A 20691-nucleotide genomic window follows, 5' to 3' on the forward strand; every position below is an offset into this window, starting at 1 on the left:
AACATAAAAAAGCGTTGCCAGTCACAGAAAATTGCCACAAAATGGTGGCCATTGCGGAAGCTGATGGGGTCTGGTGGCCTCCTCGGTCTTCAAAACCGATGAGAGCCGAGAAGGCTTTGGCAGGTTCGATTCCTGCCTCTTCCGCCAAATTTCATATATTGGAGAGAAACCGTCAATTATGTTTCAGGCTGGTTGACGACTGTTTCACACATTGTTCTAACAAGGCGCCTGTCGCATTGCCAATATAATCTGAATGCGCTCCGACACTCTTATTTCTCTGCTCGAACATTAATTTATCTATTCGCCTTTTTTATTAATTCATGAATGGCGAAAGCAGCAAATAAGCAGCGTCGCAGCGGCCTTCCTCCGGCAAAGCGGCGTGCATGTCACTCCCACGCACAGCCCGGGTCATCCCATGCCAACTCCGTCTGACGTATCCTCCCTCGCCCCCAGCGCCTCTTATACCGCGACTCCAGCAAACCAGCGCCGTTTGCCACAAGTGGAACAGCTGCTGCAGCAACCTTTTCTCGCCACTTACATCGATGAACTGAGCCGCCCGCTGGTGACCCAGGCAGTGCGCGAGACCCTGAGTGAACTGCGCCAGAGCGAGGCGTTTCGCCAGCACGGGGTCGCCCCCGAGCATCTTGAAGCGCTGGTTGCCAGCCGCTGCCAGCAGCAGCTGCGCCAGCGTCAGACCCGGGTCATCAACGCCACCGGCACCCTGGTGCACACCAATCTGGGGCGCTCGCCGCTAAGCAGTGAGCTGTGGGACGAGGTGCGTGACCTCAACACCGGCTACAACAATCTGGAGCTGGATCTCGCCACCGGCAAGCGCGGCGGGCGCAAGGGGCTGATCGCTCCCCTGCTCCGTTGCCTCACCCAGGCCGAGGATTCGCTGGTGGTCAACAACAACGCCGCCTCCCTCTTCCTGCTGCTGCAAGAGATAGCCAAGGGGCGCGAGGTGATCGTCTCGCGGGGCGAGCAGATCCAGATTGGCGGCGGCTTTCGCATTCCCGACATTCTGGCCCTCTCCGGCGCCAAACTGGTGGAGGTGGGCACCACCAATATCACTACCGCCAAAGATTACCTGGATGCCATCACGGATCAGACCGCGCTGGTGCTGATGGTGCACAGATCCAATTTCGCCATTCGCGGCTTTACCGAATCCCCCGACATCGGCGAGCTGGCCCGCGCCCTGCCAGAGCACGTGGTGCTGGCGGTGGATCAGGGTTCGGGATTGACCACAGAAGAGTTTGCGCCGGACGAAACCTCGGTGCGCCAGTACATCAAGGCGGGGGCGGATCTGGTCTGCTACTCAGGCGACAAGCTGCTGGGGGGCCCGCAATCGGGCATCATCAGCGGCCGCAGCGATCTCATCAAGCGGCTGGAAAAACACCCCATGATGCGCACCTTCCGCCCGAGCCGCATCGTCTACTCCCTGCTGGAACGCCTGCTCATCCACAAGCTCAACAAGTCCCCCATCGGCGAAGGGATTGCCCAGCGCACCCTGAGCAACCCCGCCGCCATGCAGGCCAGAGCCGATCAGCTGATGGCCGCCCTGCCCGGCTGCTTTGCCGAGGTGCCCGCCCAGCTGGTGGTGGGCGGCGGCACCCTACCGGACGAATTCTACCCGGCGCTGGCGCTCGAATGCACAGATCCGCGCCCGGCCCAGCAACTGCTCGACGCCCTGCGGGAATTACCGGTGCCTGTGATTGCCACGGTGCGCCAGCAGAAGGCGCTGCTCAATATGGCCACCCTGCTGCCGGCTGAGATGGCGCTGTTGATAGCCCAACTCAAGGAATTGCTGTTGCCCGCCCAGATCAATGCGACAGAGGAGCCCTGATCCCATGACCCCCTATCGCGCCGTTATCGGCCTTGCCGGCCACGTGGATCACGGCAAGACCCTGCTTATCAAGGCCCTCACCGGCATCACCACAGCCCGCGCCCACGAGCAGGCCATCGGCATGACCCAGGATCTCGGCTTCGCCCACTTCGACGACGGTCAGGGCAACACCATAGGCGTCATCGACGTGCCCGGCCACGAGCGCTATATCCGCAACATGGTGGCGGGGCTCTGGAGTCTGGATCTGGTGCTGCTGGTTATTGCCGCCGACGAGGGGTGGATGCCGATGACAGGGGATCACCTGCGCCTGCTCAAGGCCATGGGGGTGCCGCGCCTGCTGGTCTGCATCAACAAGTGCGATCTGGTCAGCGCCGACGAGCTGGCCCTGCTGGAGGAGAGCCTGCTGGAGCGGGTGATGGACGAGAGCGGCATGGTGCCCGACATCGTCAGCGTCAGCGCCAAAACCGGCGCCAACATGACCGCCCTGCACACCGCCATTGTGCGCCAGCTTGCCGATCTGCCTGAATCACATATAACCCGCGAACAGGGCGCCCCGCGCCGCTCTCGTGAAGAGGCGCCACCGCGTCTCTATGTAGACAGGGTCTTTACCGCCAATGGCACAGGCACAGTGCTCACCGGCACCCTGCAGCAGGGCAGCCTCAAGGTGGGGGACAAACTGCGCCTCTACCCCGCTGATCGGGAGGTGCAGGTGCGATCCCTGCAGGCCTATCACCAGAGCGTCGATGAAATTGGCGCCGTCTGTCGGGTGGCGGTGGGTCTTAAAAAGGTGCCCCACAAGGAGGCGGCACGCGGCCACTGCCTCACCAGCGCCGCCGGCCAGTGCGAGGCGGCGACCCACCTTATCGTGCGACTGAACGAAGTCGGCGACAGCATCCGGGAGCAACGCAACCGCGAGGTGGAAGTAGCCCTCGGCAGCTGGCACGGCCGGGCCCGTTTTGTTCCGATCAAGGATACCCGGCTGGCGCGACTGATCTTTGCCAACCCCATCCCCTGCTTCTTCGGCCAACCGCTCGCCATTATCCGCCACGGCAGCAGCGAACTGTTGCACGGCGCCCGCATCCTTTGGTGCGGCGATATTCACCCCGCCAGACGCAAGGCGCTGCACGCCCTGCTGGGCGAGCTGCCCGATGAACTCGCCAACTACAACCCGGCCACCCTGCAACTGGGGCTCAACGGCTATGTGCTGGCCAGCCGCTTTGACGAGCAGCCCGATCAGGTCACCCCGCTCGGTGACTGGCTGCTGGACAACCACTGGCTGGCGCAGAGCCGCGAGCAGCTGCTCGCCACACTGAAATGCGAGCCCCTGAGCGCCGCCGAGCTGGCGACCCGATTTGGCATCGCCCTGCCGGTCATTCAAGCCCTGCTCCAGCAGCTCAAAAGTGAGCAGCTGGTTCGTCTGCACCATGACAAGTGGCAGCCGGGCAGTGGCGAGTCGGAAGATGATTTGGGGGAAGAGGCGCAGCTGGTGCTCAAAGTGGTGCGAGATCAAGGCAAGGAGGGTTACGAGCCCGGTAAACTGGGCCCCGGCGGCGTGGAGCTGGATCCCTTTATCACCCGCAAGCTGCCCGCCGCCCTGCAGCAGGGCTTGCAGCGCAATGGTTTACAAAAAAACTGCGCGCTGCAAAAGCAGCTGCGCAACCTGGCGCGACTCAAGTATCTGGTGCAGCTCGATGGCCCCATCTACTACGACGCCGTGCTTTACAACCAGATGGTCACCGCCGTGCTGGCGGGCCAGCAGGTGGGAGATCTGATCGACATGGCATCCCTCAAGGAGATCACCGGCTTGTCGCGTAAATACGCCATTCCGTTTTGCCTGCGCATGGAGATGGATGGCTGGGTGCGGCGCGAGGAGAACGAGCGCCGGGTGCTGCGTTTGCCAGCCACTCAAGATGAACTGGAGCCGGCATGAGCACCGCCATCGCCCCCTCTATCTCTCCCAATCTTGTGGCCAGCCGACTGCGCCGCGAATTTCATATCGACGGCATAGTGCAGGGGGTCGGCTTTCGCCCCTTCGTCTATGGGCTGGCGCTGCGCCACGGCCTCATCGGCTATGTGCTGAACGATGCCAACGGCGTCACCATAGGTGCCGAAGGCCTGCCCGAGCGGCTGGCCGCCTTTGCCCGCGAACTGCGGGAGCTGGCACCACCGCTCAGCCGCATCGATCATTTCAGCGAGCGGGAGCTTCTCCGAGAAGATAATCCCGACTATGACGGCCAGTTTCATATCAAGGCCAGCCAGCAGCAGAGCGCCGCCACGGTCGCCATCTCGCCGGATCAGGGAATGTGCGAGGCGTGCGCCACGGATGTGGCCAACCCCGTTGATCGCCACCACCACTACCCCTTTACCAACTGCACCCACTGCGGCCCGCGCTACACCATCATCCGCCGCCTCCCCTACGACAGACCCCACACCGCCATGGCGGGCTTTGCCATGTGCCCGCGCTGCGCTGCGGCCTATGAAAACCCGCTGGACAGACGCTATCACGCCCAGCCGGTGAGCTGCCCCGAGTGCGGGCCCCACCTCAGCTGGCGCACAGGCAAGGGCGATGCCCTGGCCGAGCGCGATCATGCCCTGCAAATGGCTGCCCGCGCCCTGCAAGCGGGGGCGCTTATCGCGGTCAAGGGGATGGGGGGCTATCACCTGATATGTGATGCGCGCAGCGAGTCCGCCGTGGCACGGCTTCGCCAGCTCAAGCGGCGCGAGCGCAAGCCGATGGCGGTGATGATGGGCTCCCTTGCCGAGGCCAAATTGCATGTCACCGGCTGCGAGGAGGAGTGGAAGCTGCTCGCCTCTCAGGCCAGACCCATCACCTTGCTGCGCAAGCGCACCAAGGATGAACGGCCGTCAGAATCCCAACACACCGCGGCCCCGCTGGCCGAGGGGATAGCCCCCGGCATTCCCTATCTCGGCGTAATGCTCCCCTATACCCCGCTCCATCAGCTGCTGCTGGACGCCTGTGCCCTACCGCTGGTGGCCACCAGCGCCAATGGTCGCGGCAGCCCGATCCTCATCGAATGCGATGCAGTGGTCAGGGAACTCGGGGGCGAAATCGACGGCATCCTGGATCACAACCGCCCCATACTGCACCCGTGCGACGACAGTCTGGTGCAGTGGGCAGGCGGGCGACGCCAAACTTTGCGCCTCGCCCGGGGCTATGCCCCCTGCACCCCCAGCCTGAAAGAGGCGGTCAAGGTGCCGCTCTTGGCAGTCGGAGCCCAGCAGAAGAACCAGCTGGCGCTGGCCTTCGGTCGCCAGCGCATCTACAGCCCCTATATCGGCGATCTGCACAGCCTGCCGATGCAGGGCCACTTCGAGCAGACCCTGGCTACCTTTCGCGAACTCTACGATCTCAAGCCCGAGCTGCTGGTGTCGGACTGCCACCCGGGCTACCTCAGCCACCAGTGGGCCAAGGGCTATTGCGCGGCAGAGGGTGCGACCCATCTCGAGGTGCAGCATCATCACGCCCACCTGCTGGCTGTGATGGCCGAGCACGACATCAGGGGCCCAGTGCTGGGTGTTGCCTTCGATGGCACCGGCCTTGGGGATGACGGCACCCTCTGGGGTGGCGAGCTGCTGCTGGCCGATGTGAAGGGCTTTACACGGGTTGCGCACCTCAAACCCTTCAAGCTTATTGGCGGCGAGGCGGCCATTCGCGAGCCGGTGCGCCAGCTGCTGGGGCTGCTGTTTGAATCCTATGGCGTGGAGGAGGTCTGCGCCCTCGATATTCCGGCGATCAAGCGACTGTCAGCTGATCGGATCAGCAACCTGCACCAGCTCTGGCATCTCGGTCGCAACGCCCCCCATACCAGCTCCATCGGCCGACTGTTCGACGCCGTCGCGGCGCTGCTGGGGGTGATCGATACCCCGGATTACGAGGGAGAAGCCGGGCTCTTGCTGGAGGCCGCCGCCTTGCAGCTGACCCCCGATGAATTGCCCTTCCCCCTCGCCTTTGGCCTGCACCAGAGCGCGGAGGGGCCACTGCAAATCGAGTGGGCAGAGCTGCTCAATACCCTTGTCGGCGAGCGGCGCAAAGGCACCTCAACCGCCAGCCTGGCCGCCGGTTTTATCTGCGCCATCAGCGATTTGATCATCGCTTTGGCCGAGCGCTTCCCCGGCTATCCGGTGGCGCTCGGGGGTGGCGTGTTTCAAAACCGGATGCTGATGGATCAGCTTGTGCCCGGCCTCGAAGCCGCCGGTCGGCAGGTATTGACCAGCGAAACCCTGCCGCTCAATGACGGTGGCATAGCCGCCGGTCAGCTCTGGTTTGCCATCCACCATATTGCCACGCACCAGCCTGCCACAACCGGTTGTGCCACCTTGTCGGAGTCCTGAAATCCATGTGTCTATCCATACCTTCTCAGGTGGTGCAGCTGCACCCAGAAGATAACTGCGTCACCGTCGACACCCTGGGGGTGCAACGCCGGGTCAGCTGCATGCTGCTCGAAGAACCCCTCAACCTTGGCGACTATGTGCTGCTCCATATCGGCTTTGTGATGAGCAAGATTGACGAAGCGGAGGCGCAGGCCAGCCTGGAGAGCTTCCGCCAGATGGTGGCCCTGATGCCCAAACAGGATATCTTGCCATGCTGACCTTGAATGACTTGTTTCAGGGCTTTCGCCAGCCCGAGGTGATCCGCGCCCTCGCCGCGCAAATTACTGAACTGGCAAAGGATCTGCCCGAGCCGCTGCGGGTGATGGAGGTGTGCGGCGGCCATACCCACACCATCATGAAATACGGCCTGCCCCAGTTGCTGCCGGCCAGCATAGAGTTCGTCCACGGCCCCGGCTGCCCGGTCTGTATCATGCCCAAGGAGCGCATCGATCAGGCCATCGAACTGGCTAGAGAGCCCAACGTCATTCTGGTCACCCTGGGGGACATGATCCGGGTGCCGGGCTCCAAGGGCACGCTGGCCCAGCAGCGGGCCAAGGGGAGCGATATCCGCCCCGTCTATGACCCCCTCGATGCGCTGCGCATCGCCAAGGAGAACCCGGAAAAAACCGTGGTCTTCTTCGCCATCGGTTTCGAGACCTCCACCCCCATGACAGCCGCGCTGCTGGCAGCAGCCGACGCTGCGGGGGTGGAGAACCTGCTGTTTCATATCAACCATGTGCTGGTACCGCCCGCCATCCACGCCGTGATGGCCGACGGGGTTGCCAAGGTGAACGCCTTTATCGGTCCCTCCCACGTCAGCGTCATCACAGGTGCCGATATCTACCTTCCCATCGTTGATCGCTATCAGGTGCCTGTGGTGGTGAGCGGCTTCGAGCCGGTGGATGTGATGGAGGCGCTGCTGATGATGGTGCGCCAGAAGGTGGAGGGTCGCTACGCGCTGGAGGTGCAGTACAGCCGCGCCGTCACCGCCAGCGGCAACCGGGCCGCCCAGCGGCTGGTCGACCAATATTTTGAGACCCGCGAGCACTTTCGCTGGCGAGGCCTCGGGGATATCAACGCCTCCGCCCTGCGCCTGCGCGATGCCTTCGCCAGGCGCGATGCGGAGCGCCACTTTCAACTCAGTGAGACCCCCATCGATGACCACAAGGCGTGCCAGTGCGCCGATATTCTGCGCGGCTTGGCCAAGCCGAACCAGTGCAAAGTCTTTGGCCGGGGCTGCACCCCGACCCAGCCCATGGGCAGCTGCATGGTCAGCTCCGAGGGAGCCTGCAATGCCTACTACCGCTATATGGGGATCCAGCAGCAATGAGAGAAACTCAACTTAGCCACGACGGTCGGGTGATGGGTGGAGATGAACCAGCCTGTTTCGGCAATCTTGTGGAGAACCAGACCCGATGAGAGAAATTCAGTTAAGCCATGGGGGCGGTGGCGTCGAGATGAACCAGCTTATCAATAAGCTCTTCTTTCACCACTTTGGCAACGAGATCCTGTTGCGCGGTGAAGATGCCGCCCTGTTGCCGGTGAGCGGCCCCGTCGCCTTCACCACCGACAGCTTCACCGTCTCGCCGCTGTTCTTCGAGGGGGGCGATATCGGCAAGCTGGCCATCGCCGGCACGGTCAACGATCTCGCCATGATGGGGGCCAAACCGGAATACCTCAGCTGCAGCTTCATTATCGAAGAGGGGTTCCCCTACGCGGATCTCGTCCGCATCGTCGAGTCGATGGCCGCAGAGCTGGCCAAGAGCGGCGCCCGCATCGTCTGCGGCGACACCAAGGTGGTGCCGAGGGGAGCGGCCGACAAGATCTTCATCAACACCAGCGGGGTCGGCACCTTCCCGCTACCTGAGCAGAGCCGGGGCATCTCGGTACGAAACCTCAAGGCCGGTGACGCCATTCTGGTGTCACGGGATATCGGCAGCCACGGCGCCTGCATCCTGATGGCCCGCGACGCCCTGCAGCTGGGCTCGACACTCAAGAGCGACTGCACCACCCTCTGGCCGCAGGTGGAGGCACTGCTGCAAGCGGGGCTTACCCCCCATGCCCTGCGCGATGCCACCCGCGGCGGCCTTGCCGCCGTACTCAACGAGTGGAGCACCGCCTCCCAAGTAGGTATCGAGCTGGAGGAGTCCGCCATTCCGGTCTGCGATCCGGTGCGCGGCCTGTGCGAGCTCTACGGCTTCGAGCCCCATGATCTTGCCAACGAGGGGACCATGGTGCTGGCTCTGCCTGCCGAACAAGCGCAGGACGCGCTGGGCATATTGCGGCAATTCAACCCCTCTGCCAGCCAGATAGGCGTGGTGCAGACGAGCGATCGCCACAAGGTGGTGCTCAACAACCCCTGGGGCAGCCGCCGTTATCTGGAGCTACCGCAAGGGGAACTGCTCCCGCGGATCTGTTGAGCGGCCATGCCGTTCCGTCAATTACCGGGAGGAGTCACTGCTCCTCCCAATATCGGTTAAGGAGCCACCATGCACGAAATGTCTCTGGCCATGGCCGCCATCGATCTGGCGGCCGAACAGGCTGCACAGCGGGGCTTTAACAAGGTGACCGCCCTCTGGCTCGAGGTCGGCAGCTTCTCCTGCGTCGACCCGGACACCATTGCGTTTTGTTTCGAGGCTGCCGCCAAGGGCACCGCCGTCGAAGGGGCCCAACTTCACTTTCAACACCGGGCGGCAGAAGCCTGGTGTTACGACTGCAACCAGACGGTCACCCTCACCGAGCGCGGGCAGGCCTGTCCCGAGTGTGGCGGATACAAATTACGAGTCGCGCAGGGTGATAGCCTGCGCATCACCGACATCGAGGTAAGTTGATATGTGTAGCGTATGCGGATGCGGCCAGGCACGGATCGCCGGCCATGAAGAGGATCACGACCATGCACACCCCCACGATCATGAGCACCATCATAACCATGAGCACGGCCACCCTCATGCCCATGAGGCTCAGCACCATCATGCCCACGAGCAGAGCGCACCGCGCACCCTGATCGTTCACCACCACTATCACCATCAGGGGGATGTCCATCACCACTACCACGGGGTACGGGCGCCAGTGGGAGCAGAGGGTCATGAACACCATCACAGTCACCCTCACGACCATCATCATGATCATGCCCACTCTCATGATCACGGCCATTCCCACGCGCATCCCCATGATCACAGCCATGACCATGACCATGACCATGACCATGACCATGACCATCAGCAGGGTGATCTGCACTATGGCAAAGGGGAAGCGGGATTGTCGGTGCCCGGCATGGGACAGCGCCAGCTGATCGCCATCGAGATGGATGTGCTGGCCAAGAACAACAAGCTGGCGGCCCACAACCGCGAACACTTCGACGAGGCGGCCCAGCTGGTGCTTAACCTGGTGTCGAGCCCGGGGTCAGGCAAGACCACCTTGCTGTGCGAAACCCTGCGCCAACTGGCCGACAAGCGCCCTTGCGCTGTGATCGAAGGGGATCAGCAGACCAGCGCCGATGCGGATCGTATCCGTGCCACCGGCGTCCCTGCCGTGCAGATCAACACCGGCAAGGGCTGCCATCTGGATGCCAAAATGGTCCACGACGCCTGCCACCAGCTGCCCGCCAATGAAGGGGGCATCCTGTTTATCGAGAACGTGGGCAATCTGGTCTGCCCCGCCAGCTTCGATCTCGGCGAGAAGTACAAGGTGGCGATCCTTTCCGTCACAGAAGGGGAAGAGAAGCCCCTCAAATACCCGGACATGTTTGCCGCCGCCCAGCTGATGGTGATCAACAAGATCGATCTGCTGCCCTATGTCAGCTTTGACGTGGCCCGCTGCATCGAGAACGCCAAACGGGTCAACCCCTATATTCAGGTGATCCAGGTCAGTGCCACCACGGGTGAAGGGATGGATGCCTGGCTCAACTGGCTGGCCAGTGCCTGAGTGGTAAACCGGTTAAACGCCGTAGCTAACTGTGGATAACAAAAGAGGGAGGCTGATGCCTCCCTCTCTTTATCTGCGAATCTTGTCAGCCGTTCTATCTGTACCGAAAGGCCAGCTTCTCACACTCGCGCCCCCTCACCCCGGCCCTCTCCCCAGGGAGAGGGAACCGGTTCGTGGATACCGCATTCTTCTCTCTCGTCTCAACAGGGAAATGGAAACCTATTCATGGATGCTGGCAATATGTTCGAAATATTCGCCCCCAGAGAGAGTCTGCGAGCATAACAACAAGCCATATTTCCCAAACCGCTAGCCTGGCGAGATGGCACCTTCTGCTCCCTTCTCCCCTTGCGGGAGAAGGGCTGGGGATGAGGGGGAACACCAATCCTCAGGCCACGCTGCGGGCCATCGCCTCCTGCTCAGTAGGCGCTTCACCAAAGCGCAGCACCCGATGGCAAATCTGACACAGCAGCGCCTGCTGGTGACTGAAAACAAGCATGCCGAGCCCGCGCGACTCGCACTCACGCATCAGCTCACGCCAGAGTTGGCGTTGAATTTGCGGATCCAGCTGGGCGGTCACCTCGTCGGCGACAAGCAACCGGGTGCGGGGATCCAGGGCGCGCAGCAGCGCGATGCGGGCCAGCTCACCACCGGAGAGCTGGCCTGGCTTGCGCTCAAGCCACTCGGGTTTGACCATAAAGCGGGCCAGCATGGCGTCATCGGGGTGCCACACATCCCACAGCGCCTGCCCTGTGGTGCGATAGGGATTGAAGGTGAGTTCCGGGTGCTGGGGCACCAGCTGGATAGGGTTGTAGCCTTTCACCTGCTTAGGCAAAGGCTGCCCATCCAGCAGGATCTGCCCACCGGCCCGAACCGGGTGCCAGCCCGCCAATACCCGCCCCAGCGTGGTCTTGCCATAACCGCTCGGGGCAGACATCCCCAGCCGCTCGCCCGCCTTCACCGCCAGTGACAGTCCCTGCCAGAGGGGGCGTTCCCCCTGGGCGATGGTGAGATCCCGTACTTCAAACATCAGCAGACCTCCGGGGTAACAAAGGGTGAACGGCGTTGTTGCGAGCCCTGAGATTGAATCCCCGCCATTGCATATTTGCCGCGCAGCAAGCTGCCTGTTTAAGAGACGCGAACATCAGGAAACCTCCGGCGCAGAGAAGAGCGTGTTGAACTCCGGCAGCGCCTGCCAGTGGGCACGGAGCATCTCGCTTCCCTGCCCCTGGCGCAGATGGTGGCTGCTCAAGGTATCGCTCACCTTGCCCTGATGCAGCGCGACTATGCGATCGGCAAAGCGGGCCGCCAGCGCCAGATCGTGGGTCACCCAGAGGATGCCGCTGCCCTGATTGGCCAATTCGCGCAATTGGCTGAGCAGCAGACAGGCCAGCTCCTCGTCGAGCCAGGCGGTGATCTCGTCCGCCAGAATATAGCGGGCGCCGCCGAGCGCCGCTGTGCAGGCCAGAATGCGCTTGGCCATGCCGCCGGAGAGCTGGCGCGGGTATCTGTCCAGGGTGGCAGCGGGCAGCTGATAGCGCTGCAACTGCTCGCCGAGCCGCTCGCGGGAACCGTTCTGGCCACAGAGACGGGCCGCCCGGCCCAGCTGGCGCTCCACCGTCAGCAGCGGATTGAGGGCGCTCACCCCCTGCGGCACATAACAGAGGGTGTGGCCGCGCAGACGGGCCCGGCTGGCATCGCACAGGGGCGTGCCATCGAGGGAAATGGCACCGCGCATCCGCAGGTTGTCCGGCAGCAGGGTCAGAGCGCTTTGCAGCAACAGGCTCTTGCCCTCTCCGCTCCCCCCCACCAGCGCCACTATCTTCCCCGGCGCCAGTTGCAGGCTGATATCGGTCAGCAATGGCTGCCAGCTGCGCCGTCCCAACCAGGAGTAGTGGGCGGCCTCTATGGTCACATGGTCAAAACTCAGCATGCTTCACTCCTGTGCCACAGCCGCTGTTGCGGGGCGCGCGAGTAACCTGATCGAACAGCAGCGCCAGCCTGTGCTGACGCCAGATGGCGGTTTCAAATATCAGCATGCTTCACCCCCAAACCAGAGCTGCTGCAGGGCGCGGGTAGCCTGATCAAACAGCAGTACCAGCAGCAGCAACATCAGGCCGGGGAAGAGAGCAAGCCACCAGCCGCCACCGGCCAGATAACGCAAGGCATCGGCCAGCAGCAGGCCAAGGGAGGCCTCATGGGCCGCCAGACCAAAGCCGAGAAAGCTCAATGCCGCGCTGTGCAACACCGCATGGGGAAACATCAGCAAGGTGCCGATAAACCACTGGGGCAAGAGCCCCGGCAGCAGGTGGGTGCGCCAGCGCCGCAGCGCCCCCATCCCCTGACAGCGGGCCAGCACCACGTAGTCGCTACAGGCGATCCGTCGCGCCTCCGCGCAGAGAATGAGCGCCAGCTTGGGCCAGTGGGTGAGCGCCACCGCCAGGATCACCCCGCGCATGCCGCCCCCCACGGTAAAGCAGATGAGGATCAGCAGCAGCATATGGGGTAGCGCCAGCATGGCGTCGATCACGAGGCGCACCGCCACATCGCATCTGGGGTGGATGAGCGAGACACTGGCCGCCACCATGGCCAGCAGGCCGCTGCACAGGGCCGTGCTGATGCCGAGCTCCAGACTGGTGAGGGTGCCCTGAAAGGCCCGCAGCCAGAGATCCCGCCCCATCTGATCGGTACCGAACCAGTGGGCCAGCGAGGGTGGTTGCTGGCGGGCCAGCAGATCCATGGGCACATCCTGATGAGAGAGGCTCCAGCCGTAGGCGGCCAGCAACGCCAATCCGATCAGGGCAAAGCCCAGACGCAACATTGAGGGGAGCGGATTAAACAGCATGCTCACCCTCCCAACCCAGGTTGATGCGGGCCAGCAGCAAACTGGCCACCGTATTGCCAATAAAGACCAGCAGGGTGCAGAAGAGCACTATGCCCATCAGCAGGGGGATATCCCCCCGCAGCCCCGCATCCACGGTCGCCTGCCCGAGCCCCGGGTAGGAAAAGACCTTCTCCGCCAGCAGGGATCCGCCAATCAGCTCACCCAGGGATGCAAACTGCAGGCAGAGCGCCGGGGTCAGGGCGTGGCGCAGCACGTGAAAACGCAGCATGGGCCAACCGCCATCCCCCTGGGCGCGGGCGTAGCGGATAAAGTCGCTCGCCAGCACCTCGGCCACCCGCCCCCGGGTATGCAGGGCTATGTTGCCCACCCCGAGCAACGCCAACGTGGTCACCGGCAGCAGCAGATGGCGCGCCCGCAATGCCCAACCCGCCTCATCGGCAGAGAGCCCCGGCGTCCAGGCGCAGCAGACCGGCAGCAGCGGCCAGTGCACAGCAAACAGGGCGAGCAGCAAGAGGCCAACCCAGAAGGTGGGCAGGGAGGCGAGCAAGTAAGCAAAGCGGCAAATCAGGCGATCGGGCCAGCGGTTGAGATAGCGACCGGCGCAGAGCCCAAGCAAAATGCCGAAAACGCCGGAGAGCAGCCAGGCGCCGGCCAGCAGCAGGAAAGAGGCAGCAAAGCGGCTGCCTATCACCTGAGCCACAGGCGCGTTGTAGAGCATGGAGTAGCCGAGATCCCCCTGCAGCACCTGACCGAACCAGTGCCAGTAGCGCAGCCACAGCGGCTGATCCAGCCCCCAGCGGGCGGCGATGCGGGCGTACTGCTCGGGAGGCACATGGAGCAGATCGTTGCCGATATAGGCCTTGATGGGATCTATGGGGGAGTAGCTGAGCAACACAAAGGTGGCGACAGAGACCAGACATAACAGCCCTGCCAGACGCAGCAGGGCTTTTAGCAAGATATAACCTGACGTGCTCAAGGGCGAACTTAGCGGCACGTCCACCGCCAATCCTGCAGGTTGTTGAGCAAAGACCAGCTACCGTGGATCTCCGGCGCCCCCTTGCCAAGATCGATACAGCGGTTGGCGAGATAGGTGTGCTGCACGTTGAGCAACCAGGCCCAGGCGGCATCCCCCTGCACTCCGGCGCCTGTCTTGCCATCCCACTCAACCTGCTGCCAGAAGGGCACGGCCGCCTGCCAGTTCGGGGCATCCAGCGCCTGTTTGAGGTGGCCATCCACCACAGGGTTGCTGTAGTAGCCCGGGTTGTAGAACTCAACGCCGCCGGCTCCGCTCTGGTAGTGGTGATAGAGCTCCATGGGATCCAGACTCCCCCACCCCATCAGCACCGGATTGGCGTGCATCTCACGCTCCACCTGCTCCCAGCTGCCGGACTTGAGGCTCACCTCCAGACCTATGGGTTTGAGCATGGCGCGCACAGCTTCCGCCAGATCCCGGCGGGTGCTGTCGCCACTGGTGTACCAGAGGGTAAAGGCGGCGCGCTGGTCGCCCTTGTGGCGAATGCCGTCACTGCCCCTCTTCCAGCCCGCCTTGTCGAGCAGATCGTTGGCATGGGCGGCATCGCCGTCCTTGAAGGCGGTAGATTTGCTTTGCCAGGGCAAGCCTTCCACCGCGCTGTAGGCAGGGATGGCGTGCCCCTCCAGCAGCTGATCGGCCAGCAGCTTGCGGTCGATGGCGTAGTTGATGGCGCGGCGCACCGCCACATCGGCGGTCACGTCGTTGCCGATGGCATAACCCTTGGCGTCTTTTTTAGCCTCTTCGCCACGCTTGCTCGCTGCAGGAATGGGGAAGACGATGCCGCGGTTCTCCACGCTTGGCCGAACCCAGAGCTTGAGTGAGGCAGGCACTGTGGGGGCCAGCGACGGAGGGATGCGCACCAGATCGAGCTGGCTGCTCTGGGCGGCGGCATAGGCACTCTCTTCGTCGATAAAGACAAACACCAGCCGTTTGAAGTCATTGCTGCCGCCGGCGTAATGGGGGTTCGCCTCCACCACCAGTTGCTGACCGGGCAGGAAGCTCACCAGCCGGTAAGGGCCGGCACCGACCGGCTCGCGGGCATAACGCTTGGGATCGTAATCCCGCTTCGACACTATGCCCAAGGATCCCAACACATTGACGAAGGTGCTCTGGGGGGCACTCAGGGTGATGGCAACCTCGGTGGGTGAGACCACCTTGGCAGAGACAAAGTTGCCCATGTCGATCTTGCCGCCGCCCCTGGCCGCGCTCTTGTAGGTAAAGGCCACATCCTCGGCGGTGAGCGGCGCGCCATTGGAGAATTTCAGATCGGGCTTGAGGCGGATGAGCCACCCCTTGCCATCCTGGTTCGGGGTCACAGATTGGGTGAGCACATTCTGCCAACTGAGGTCTGCGTTTTGCTTGAGCAGCGGGCTGTGCAGCAGCAGGTAGCTGCCGTGACTCCAGCCAAGCAGGGGGTCAAACCCTTCGGTAGGTTCGGCGCCGATGGCGAGCTTGAGTTCGGCAGGAACCGGCTGGGCTGCCAGTGCCGCATGAGAGAGTCCGCCCGAGAGCAGGGCCAGCAGGGTGGCCGCGACGACAGGCACGCCCTTGCGGCGGCCATGGCATTGAATGGTCATAAGATTCCTTGTTCGTTTGTACCACTCACCTCGAAGAAAAACGCCAGACGAAGAAGCGAGTGAGGGGCCAAAACGGGCCCCTATTCTAAACTTGATTTCGCGTGAAACCTAGCGGCTATGCCGGTTGGCCACGACGGGCACCAAACAGCCGTCTGCGCCCCAGATCCACACCGGCGGCGCCTTGCTGCACCGGCAAGGAGTGCAGCATCTTGAGGGTGCTGCTCACCAGTGAGCGCCCCTCATCGGCCCCGAGATGGGGATCGAGCGGCGACATCAGGGAGCAGGCCAGCAACTGCCCCGTCTCGGGCAGTTCGCCCACCATGAAGGTCATGTTGCCGCAGGGGAGCTGCAGGGCGAGCCGATCGCTGCTGCTGCGCACGGGCCACAGTTGATCCGGCCCCGGCAGCACCACCAGGCTCAGCATCCAGGGGGTGAGCACGCAGCCGAGCCACTGCTCTTCAAACAACACGCACTCGGCCACTATGGGCATGGTGGCGTGATAGAAGGGCAACCCCTGCATCTGCTCCCGGGCAATCCGTTCATACTGGGCCACCAGCAGGGGCGCGGGATTGGTGGCAAAACCGATGAACTCCTGCACGCTTTCCTGGACGGCATCAGCCTCGCTCAAATGGGACTGCGCCATAGGCCCTCCTGCTCCTGTTTTGCCTTTTCCTGTTCGGAAAGCGCAATGGCGGGGGCGCCGACACTGGCCAGCAGGGTCAAGATCCTATCCTTCGCCTCCCCCATGGCCGCCGCCACCACCGGGGTGAGGCCAATGCGGGGCTCGAGTGATTCAGGCTCCACCCCTATCAGGGTGAGCCGCTTGGGGGATTCCCCCGTCATGTGCAGCGCCGAGAGCACGTCCGCCAGCCCCAGCTGATGGGGGGAGATCTTGCGGCCAAACAGGGTCGGGATCTCCTCGCCCTGCAGGGTCACCACAGTGCCCGGCGGGTTGCCGCTGCGCACCGCATCCGCCAGTATGATGTGGTCGCGACTGGCCATGGCTTCGAGCAGCTCCATGCCGGCGGTGCCGCCGTCCAGCAGCTCGATGCCGGGGGCGAAACGGTATTCGCGCCCCAGCGCCTCGACGAGGCGCACACCCACCGCCTCGTCACTCAGCAAGAGGTTGCCGACCCCCAGGATCAAGGTGTTCATCACAGCACCTTCACCTGGGTCACTTCGCCATTCTGGGTATCCACCACGTGCACAGCGCAGGACATGCAGGGGTCGAACGAGTGGATGGTGCGCACCACCTCCAGCGGTTTGGCGGGATCCGCCACCGGCGTGCCCACCAGCGCCTGCTCGTAGGGGCCGGGTTCGTCGTTGAAGTTGCGCGGACCCGAGTTCCAGGTCGACGGCACTACCGCCTGATAGTTGGCGATCTTGCCCTCCTTGATGACGATCCAGTGGGAGAGCATGCCGCGCGGCGCCTCCTCGAAGCCCACCCCGCGAAACTCCTTGTCCGCCGGGATCTCGGCCTTGATGTAGGCGCTGAAATCCCCCTTGCCGATGTTGTCCACCAGCGCCTTCCACTGGTGCGCCAGGGTGTCTTTGAGCACACAACAGCGCACCGCGCGGCCTATGATGCGGCCCATGGTGGAGTGCAGCTGTTCTGTCTTGATGGCAGAACCGGTCAGCGCCTTGTAGATGCCGTTCAGCTGATCAAAATGCGCCACAGTCTCCGGGTGCTTGGCGGCCAGCTTCACCAGCAAGTCTGCGAGGGGCCCCACCTCCACCACCTTGCCGTAGAAGGTAGGGGATTTGACCCAGGAGTACTTGCCATCATCCTGCCAGCCGGTGTAGTTGGGCTCTGTCTTGCCCTCCCAGGGTTTGAGGGGTTCGTCATCCTTGTACCAGGCATGCTTGTTGCTCTCGGCTATGCCATCCATCAGCCAGGCATCCTGATGGCTCTCGATGGGGCGATAACCCGCCAGATCGCCGTTTTCGATGTAGCCGCCCGGCATCAGGAAGCTGCCACCCTTGGCATCGGTGGGAAGCTCGGGCACGCTCAGGTAATGCTTGGCCCCCTGCCCCAGGCTCAGCCACTCGGGATAGTGGGCGGCTATGATGGCGGCATCCACCTTGTAGACCTGCTCGATGAACTCGCCGAGCCGATCGATGAAGCTCTTCACATAGAGCAGCCGCTCCAGGTTGAGCACGCTAGGGGCATCCAGGTTGATGGGGTTGGCTACCCCGCCTACCGCCAGGTTCTGGATGTGGGGCGTCTTGCCTCCCAGGATGGCGACGATGCGGTTGGCATCGCGCTGACACTCCAGCGCCTGCAGGTAGTGGGCCACGGCGATGAGGTTCACCTCCGGGCTCAGCTTCATGGCCTTGTGACCCCAGTAACCGTTGGCAAAGATGCCGAGCTGGCCGCTCGCCACCAGGGCGCGGATCTTGTCCTGCACCTTGGTCAGCTCTTCGGCGCTGTTGAGGGACCAGGTGGACACCCCTTTGAGGATGTCCGCCGCCTTTTGCGGGTTGGCCTCAAGCGCCGCCGTGATGTCCACCCAGTCCAGCGCCGACAGCTGGTAAAAGTGGACTATGTGATCGTGGATATTGTGGGCCGCGATGATGAGGTTGCGGATGTACTGGGCGTTGACCGGCACCTGGGCGCCGATGGCGTTCTCCACCGCCCGCACCGAGGCGATGGCGTGAATGGAGGTACATACCCCGCAGATGCGCTGCACTATCATCCAGGCATCGCGCGGGTCGTTGCCCTTGACGATCTCCTCCATTCCGCGCCACATGGTGCCGGACGACCAGGCCTTGGTGACTATGCCGCCTTCGATCTCGCAGTCGATACGCAGGTGCCCCTCAATACGGGTGATGGGGTCTATGGTGATACGTTGGCTCATACGTTGGCTTTCCCTCGGGCCTGATAATCTTGGTGAACACGTTCAAGTGATGGCAGTACCGGCAAGAGCCGGATCAGCAGCAAATAGGCACAGACCTCGATGGCGACGAAGCCAAGGGAGATCAGCACTTCCGCCGCGGAGGGGAAGTAGTGATAGCCATTGCCGGGGTTGAAGGCGAGCAGGGAGTAATCCAGTCGCCAGAGGGCGGCGCCCAGCAGCATGCTGAGTGCCCCCAGGAACAACATGCGCGAGTCCCGGCGGCTCTTGTCCCAGTGGAACACCAGCAGCGGGAATATCATCAGTGCAATCTCGCTCCAGAACATGACGGCGTAGCGGTTGAACTCTGAGAGATAGGCCGACTTGTCGTTGATGACGATCTCGGCAAAGCGCAGCGCCACAAACAGGATCAGGAAGATGTCGATCACCTGGGTCAACTTGTAGAACAGCGACTTCTCGTTGGGGCCCCGCCCCGCCAGCCCCGCCTGCACCAAAGAACCTTCAAACACTACGATGGAGAAGCCCATGATGAAGGCGGTCAACAAGGAGAAGACCGGCAGCAGCTCGTAGCTTTGCCAGAGCGGATGTATCTTCTCCCCCGCCACTATCATCAGGGATCCCATGGAGGACTGGTGCATGGTGGGCAGCAGGGCCCCGAGCGCCAGGATGAAGAACATGATCTTGTTGAGCCGGGCCATGGAGGTCTTCCAGCCGAACTTCTCCAAGAGCACGGGCGCAAACTCCAGCGCCATCACCCCGATATAGATGGTCATGCAGACCGCCGTCTCGAACAGCACAGAGGAGGTGTTGAAGAAACCCGGAATGTAGAAGTAAGGCAGGTTCCAGTAACGGCCTACATCGATTGTGATGGAGAGGCCGCCAAGGGAGTAGCCGAACAGACTCGCCAGCAGGGCCGGTCGCACCAGGGGGTGATACTCGCCCCGGTTGAAGACGTAGACGGCCCAGGCCAGTGCCCAGCCGCCGCAGGCGAAACCTGTGCCGATCAGCAGATCAAACGAAATCCACAGACCCCAGGGGTAGCCGCCGTTCAAATCAGTGACCGAGCCCAGCCCAAAGATGAGGCGCTTGAGGATCAGCATGCCGCACAGGATGACGAAGGGCGCCAGCACTATGACGGGCCAGCTGACCAGCTTGCCACCGAGCGGATGTGCCTTGTGGTTACTCATGATCCTTGCCTCCCTTGTCAGAACCCGGCTCTTTGCCCTGCCCAGGCGCAGGGTCCTCGTCATGAGGGTGCGCCTGATCGTGCTTCTTGGCGTTGCGGCGAATGAGCACGGAGAGGCCGGTCAGCACCACCATGGGCAGCACCATCCCCTTGTAGAGGGTGTGCTGGATATGCTCCGAGCGCGCCCCTGAGGAGAGCTCCGGCAGATCAGGCATGTCGAGCTTGGTGTAAGGCACCCCTGCCAGCACCAGCACCTGGGTGCCACCGCCCTCTTTCTCGCCATAGACGTAGGGCTGGTAGTTCGGCACTTCATGCAGATAAGGGTCGTTGGCGTTAAGGGTCTGGCGCGGATAGGCGTACTCGCTGCCCGGGCTCGCCAGCAGGCGGCGCCTGGCCTCGGCCATCAGATCCTCGCGGCTGCCGAAGATGACGGCGCCGGTCGGGCACACCTCGACACAACCGGGCAACTTGCCCTGATCAATCCGCTCAAGCCCCTGCTGGTTGCAGAGCTCGCACTTGTGAATGGCCCCGAACGGGTTGTCGTAGTCATATTTGGGCACATCGAACGGGCAGCCCACCATGCAGTAACGGCAGCCGGTGCAGACGCTCGGGTCGTAGTGGACTATGCCGGTCTTGGGATCTTTTTTAAGGGCCTGCACCGGACAGACCGAGACGCAGTTGGGATCGACACAGTGCATGCACTGCTTCTTGATGTAGGCATAGCCATCCACCAGCTGATCCTTGTGCTCACCCGTGCCGCTCTTCCACACCTGGATGATGTTGTTGGTGTAGGGGGTCAGCTTGTCGTTGTTGGACCAGGTCTGCTCTCCCACCGGGTTGGCCGGGTTGCCGTTCAGGCGCTGACACTCCGCCACGCAGGCCTGACAGCCGACGCAGAGGGTGGAGTCGTAGAGCATGCCGAGCGATCCGGGAATGGGCGGCTTGTTCTTGGCCGCCGCCATGGCGCTGCCGGGCACGGCGGCCCCTGCCGCCAGCGCGCTGGCGGAGGCAAACTTGAGGAAATTGCGTCTGTTCACGG

At 62.9% G+C, this 20691-nt stretch carries 19 protein-coding genes and 1 tRNA gene; 9 read left to right on the top strand and 11 right to left on the bottom strand.

The window, feature by feature from the left end; all coding sequences use genetic code 11:
* Positions 1 to 55: 55 nt before the first annotated feature.
* From ACM3N8_RS02365 to hypA, 8 genes are all read left to right on the top strand, one after another.
* Positions 56 to 147: transfer RNA gene (locus ACM3N8_RS02365), tRNA-Sec, on the top strand.
* Between the two features lie 268 nt (positions 148 to 415).
* Complete coding sequence (selA, locus tag ACM3N8_RS02370; RefSeq protein ID WP_169045967.1) at positions 416 to 1843, top strand: L-seryl-tRNA(Sec) selenium transferase; 1428 nt, start codon at positions 416 to 418, stop codon at positions 1841 to 1843.
* 4 nt (positions 1844 to 1847) lie between these two features.
* Entirely contained in the window at positions 1848 to 3773 is a 1926-nt protein-coding gene (gene selB, locus ACM3N8_RS02375; RefSeq protein ID WP_290016793.1) for a selenocysteine-specific translation elongation factor, read from the top strand.
* Positions 3770 to 6196 (top strand): carbamoyltransferase HypF, encoded by a 2427-nt coding sequence (hypF, locus tag ACM3N8_RS02380; protein WP_416015400.1) that lies wholly within the window; start codon positions 3770 to 3772, stop codon positions 6194 to 6196. The genes selB and hypF overlap by 4 nt, the downstream gene beginning before the upstream one ends.
* A 5-nt stretch (positions 6197 to 6201) precedes the next feature.
* Positions 6202 to 6453 carry a HypC/HybG/HupF family hydrogenase formation chaperone gene (locus ACM3N8_RS02385; RefSeq protein WP_241278126.1) on the top strand — a complete coding sequence of 84 codons (252 nt, stop codon included), beginning with the start codon at positions 6202 to 6204 and terminating at the stop codon, positions 6451 to 6453.
* A complete protein-coding gene (gene hypD, locus ACM3N8_RS02390) occupies positions 6447 to 7565 on the top strand; it encodes a hydrogenase formation protein HypD (RefSeq protein ID WP_005315141.1) in 1119 nt (372 codons plus the stop codon). The genes ACM3N8_RS02385 and hypD overlap by 7 nt, the downstream gene beginning before the upstream one ends.
* 85 nt (positions 7566 to 7650) lie before the next feature.
* Positions 7651 to 8655 (top strand): hydrogenase expression/formation protein HypE, encoded by a 1005-nt coding sequence (gene hypE / locus ACM3N8_RS02395; protein ID WP_416015401.1) that lies wholly within the window; start codon positions 7651 to 7653, stop codon positions 8653 to 8655.
* A 69-nt stretch (positions 8656 to 8724) separates the two neighbouring features.
* Positions 8725 to 9066 carry a hydrogenase maturation nickel metallochaperone HypA gene (hypA, locus tag ACM3N8_RS02400; protein ID WP_416015402.1) on the top strand — a complete coding sequence of 114 codons (342 nt, stop codon included), beginning with the start codon at positions 8725 to 8727 and terminating at the stop codon, positions 9064 to 9066.
* Here the strand turns inward: hypA and ACM3N8_RS02405 are convergent.
* Positions 9044 to 9424, bottom strand: a complete 381-nt coding sequence (locus tag ACM3N8_RS02405) for a hypothetical protein (RefSeq protein ID WP_416015403.1) — start codon at positions 9422 to 9424, stop codon at positions 9044 to 9046. The genes hypA and ACM3N8_RS02405 overlap by 23 nt on opposite strands.
* Between ACM3N8_RS02405 and hypB the strand changes: the two genes are divergently transcribed.
* Complete coding sequence (hypB, locus tag ACM3N8_RS02410; protein ID WP_416015404.1) at positions 9305 to 10159, top strand: hydrogenase nickel incorporation protein HypB; 855 nt, start codon at positions 9305 to 9307, stop codon at positions 10157 to 10159. The genes ACM3N8_RS02405 and hypB overlap by 120 nt on opposite strands.
* 385 nt (positions 10160 to 10544) lie before the next feature.
* Here the strand turns inward: hypB and ACM3N8_RS02415 are convergent, their stop codons facing one another.
* The 10 genes from ACM3N8_RS02415 to hybA all read right to left on the bottom strand — a co-directional run bounded on the left by ACM3N8_RS02415 (position 10545) and on the right by hybA (position 20689).
* Positions 10545 to 11186 carry an ATP-binding cassette domain-containing protein gene (locus tag ACM3N8_RS02415; RefSeq protein ID WP_416015405.1) on the bottom strand — a complete coding sequence of 214 codons (642 nt, stop codon included), beginning with the start codon at positions 11184 to 11186 and terminating at the stop codon, positions 10545 to 10547.
* 114 nt (positions 11187 to 11300) lie between these two features.
* Positions 11301 to 12089 carry an ATP-binding cassette domain-containing protein gene (locus ACM3N8_RS02420; RefSeq protein ID WP_348685204.1) on the bottom strand — a complete coding sequence of 263 codons (789 nt, stop codon included), beginning with the start codon at positions 12087 to 12089 and terminating at the stop codon, positions 11301 to 11303.
* A 99-nt stretch (positions 12090 to 12188) separates the two neighbouring features.
* Positions 12189 to 13001 carry an ABC transporter permease gene (locus ACM3N8_RS02425; protein ID WP_290016803.1) on the bottom strand — a complete coding sequence of 271 codons (813 nt, stop codon included), beginning with the start codon at positions 12999 to 13001 and terminating at the stop codon, positions 12189 to 12191.
* The gene (locus ACM3N8_RS02430; RefSeq protein ID WP_416015406.1) at positions 12991 to 14001 is read right to left on the bottom strand and encodes an ABC transporter permease; all 1011 of its coding nucleotides are present in this window, start codon (positions 13999 to 14001) and stop codon (positions 12991 to 12993) included. Before ACM3N8_RS02430 ends, ACM3N8_RS02425 begins: the two co-directional genes overlap by 11 nt.
* Positions 13986 to 15611 (bottom strand): ABC transporter substrate-binding protein, encoded by a 1626-nt coding sequence (locus ACM3N8_RS02435; protein ID WP_416015407.1) that lies wholly within the window; start codon positions 15609 to 15611, stop codon positions 13986 to 13988. The genes ACM3N8_RS02430 and ACM3N8_RS02435 overlap by 16 nt, the downstream gene beginning before the upstream one ends.
* A gap of 115 nt (positions 15612 to 15726) precedes the next feature.
* Positions 15727 to 16254: a hydrogenase-2 assembly chaperone gene (hybE, locus tag ACM3N8_RS02440; protein ID WP_241324764.1), complete on the bottom strand. Its 528-nt coding sequence runs from the start codon at positions 16252 to 16254 to the stop codon at positions 15727 to 15729.
* Positions 16236 to 16766 (bottom strand): HyaD/HybD family hydrogenase maturation endopeptidase, encoded by a 531-nt coding sequence (locus tag ACM3N8_RS02445; protein WP_416015408.1) that lies wholly within the window; start codon positions 16764 to 16766, stop codon positions 16236 to 16238. Before ACM3N8_RS02445 ends, hybE begins: the two co-directional genes overlap by 19 nt.
* Entirely contained in the window at positions 16766 to 18469 is a 1704-nt protein-coding gene (gene hybC / locus ACM3N8_RS02450; RefSeq protein WP_416015409.1) for a hydrogenase 2 large subunit, read from the bottom strand. The genes ACM3N8_RS02445 and hybC overlap by 1 nt, the downstream gene beginning before the upstream one ends.
* Positions 18466 to 19653: a Ni/Fe-hydrogenase cytochrome b subunit gene (hybB, locus tag ACM3N8_RS02455; protein WP_042871392.1), complete on the bottom strand. Its 1188-nt coding sequence runs from the start codon at positions 19651 to 19653 to the stop codon at positions 18466 to 18468. The genes hybC and hybB overlap by 4 nt, the downstream gene beginning before the upstream one ends.
* On the bottom strand, positions 19646 to 20689 hold the full coding sequence (gene hybA / locus ACM3N8_RS02460) for a hydrogenase 2 operon protein HybA (RefSeq protein WP_290016810.1): 1044 nt from the start codon (positions 20687 to 20689) through the stop codon (positions 19646 to 19648). Before hybA ends, hybB begins: the two co-directional genes overlap by 8 nt.
* Between the last annotated feature and the right edge of the window lie 2 nt (positions 20690 to 20691).

It is taken from the genome of Aeromonas sp. A04 (assembly GCF_047780465.1).
Lineage (GTDB): Bacteria > Pseudomonadota > Gammaproteobacteria > Enterobacterales > Aeromonadaceae > Aeromonas > Aeromonas bestiarum.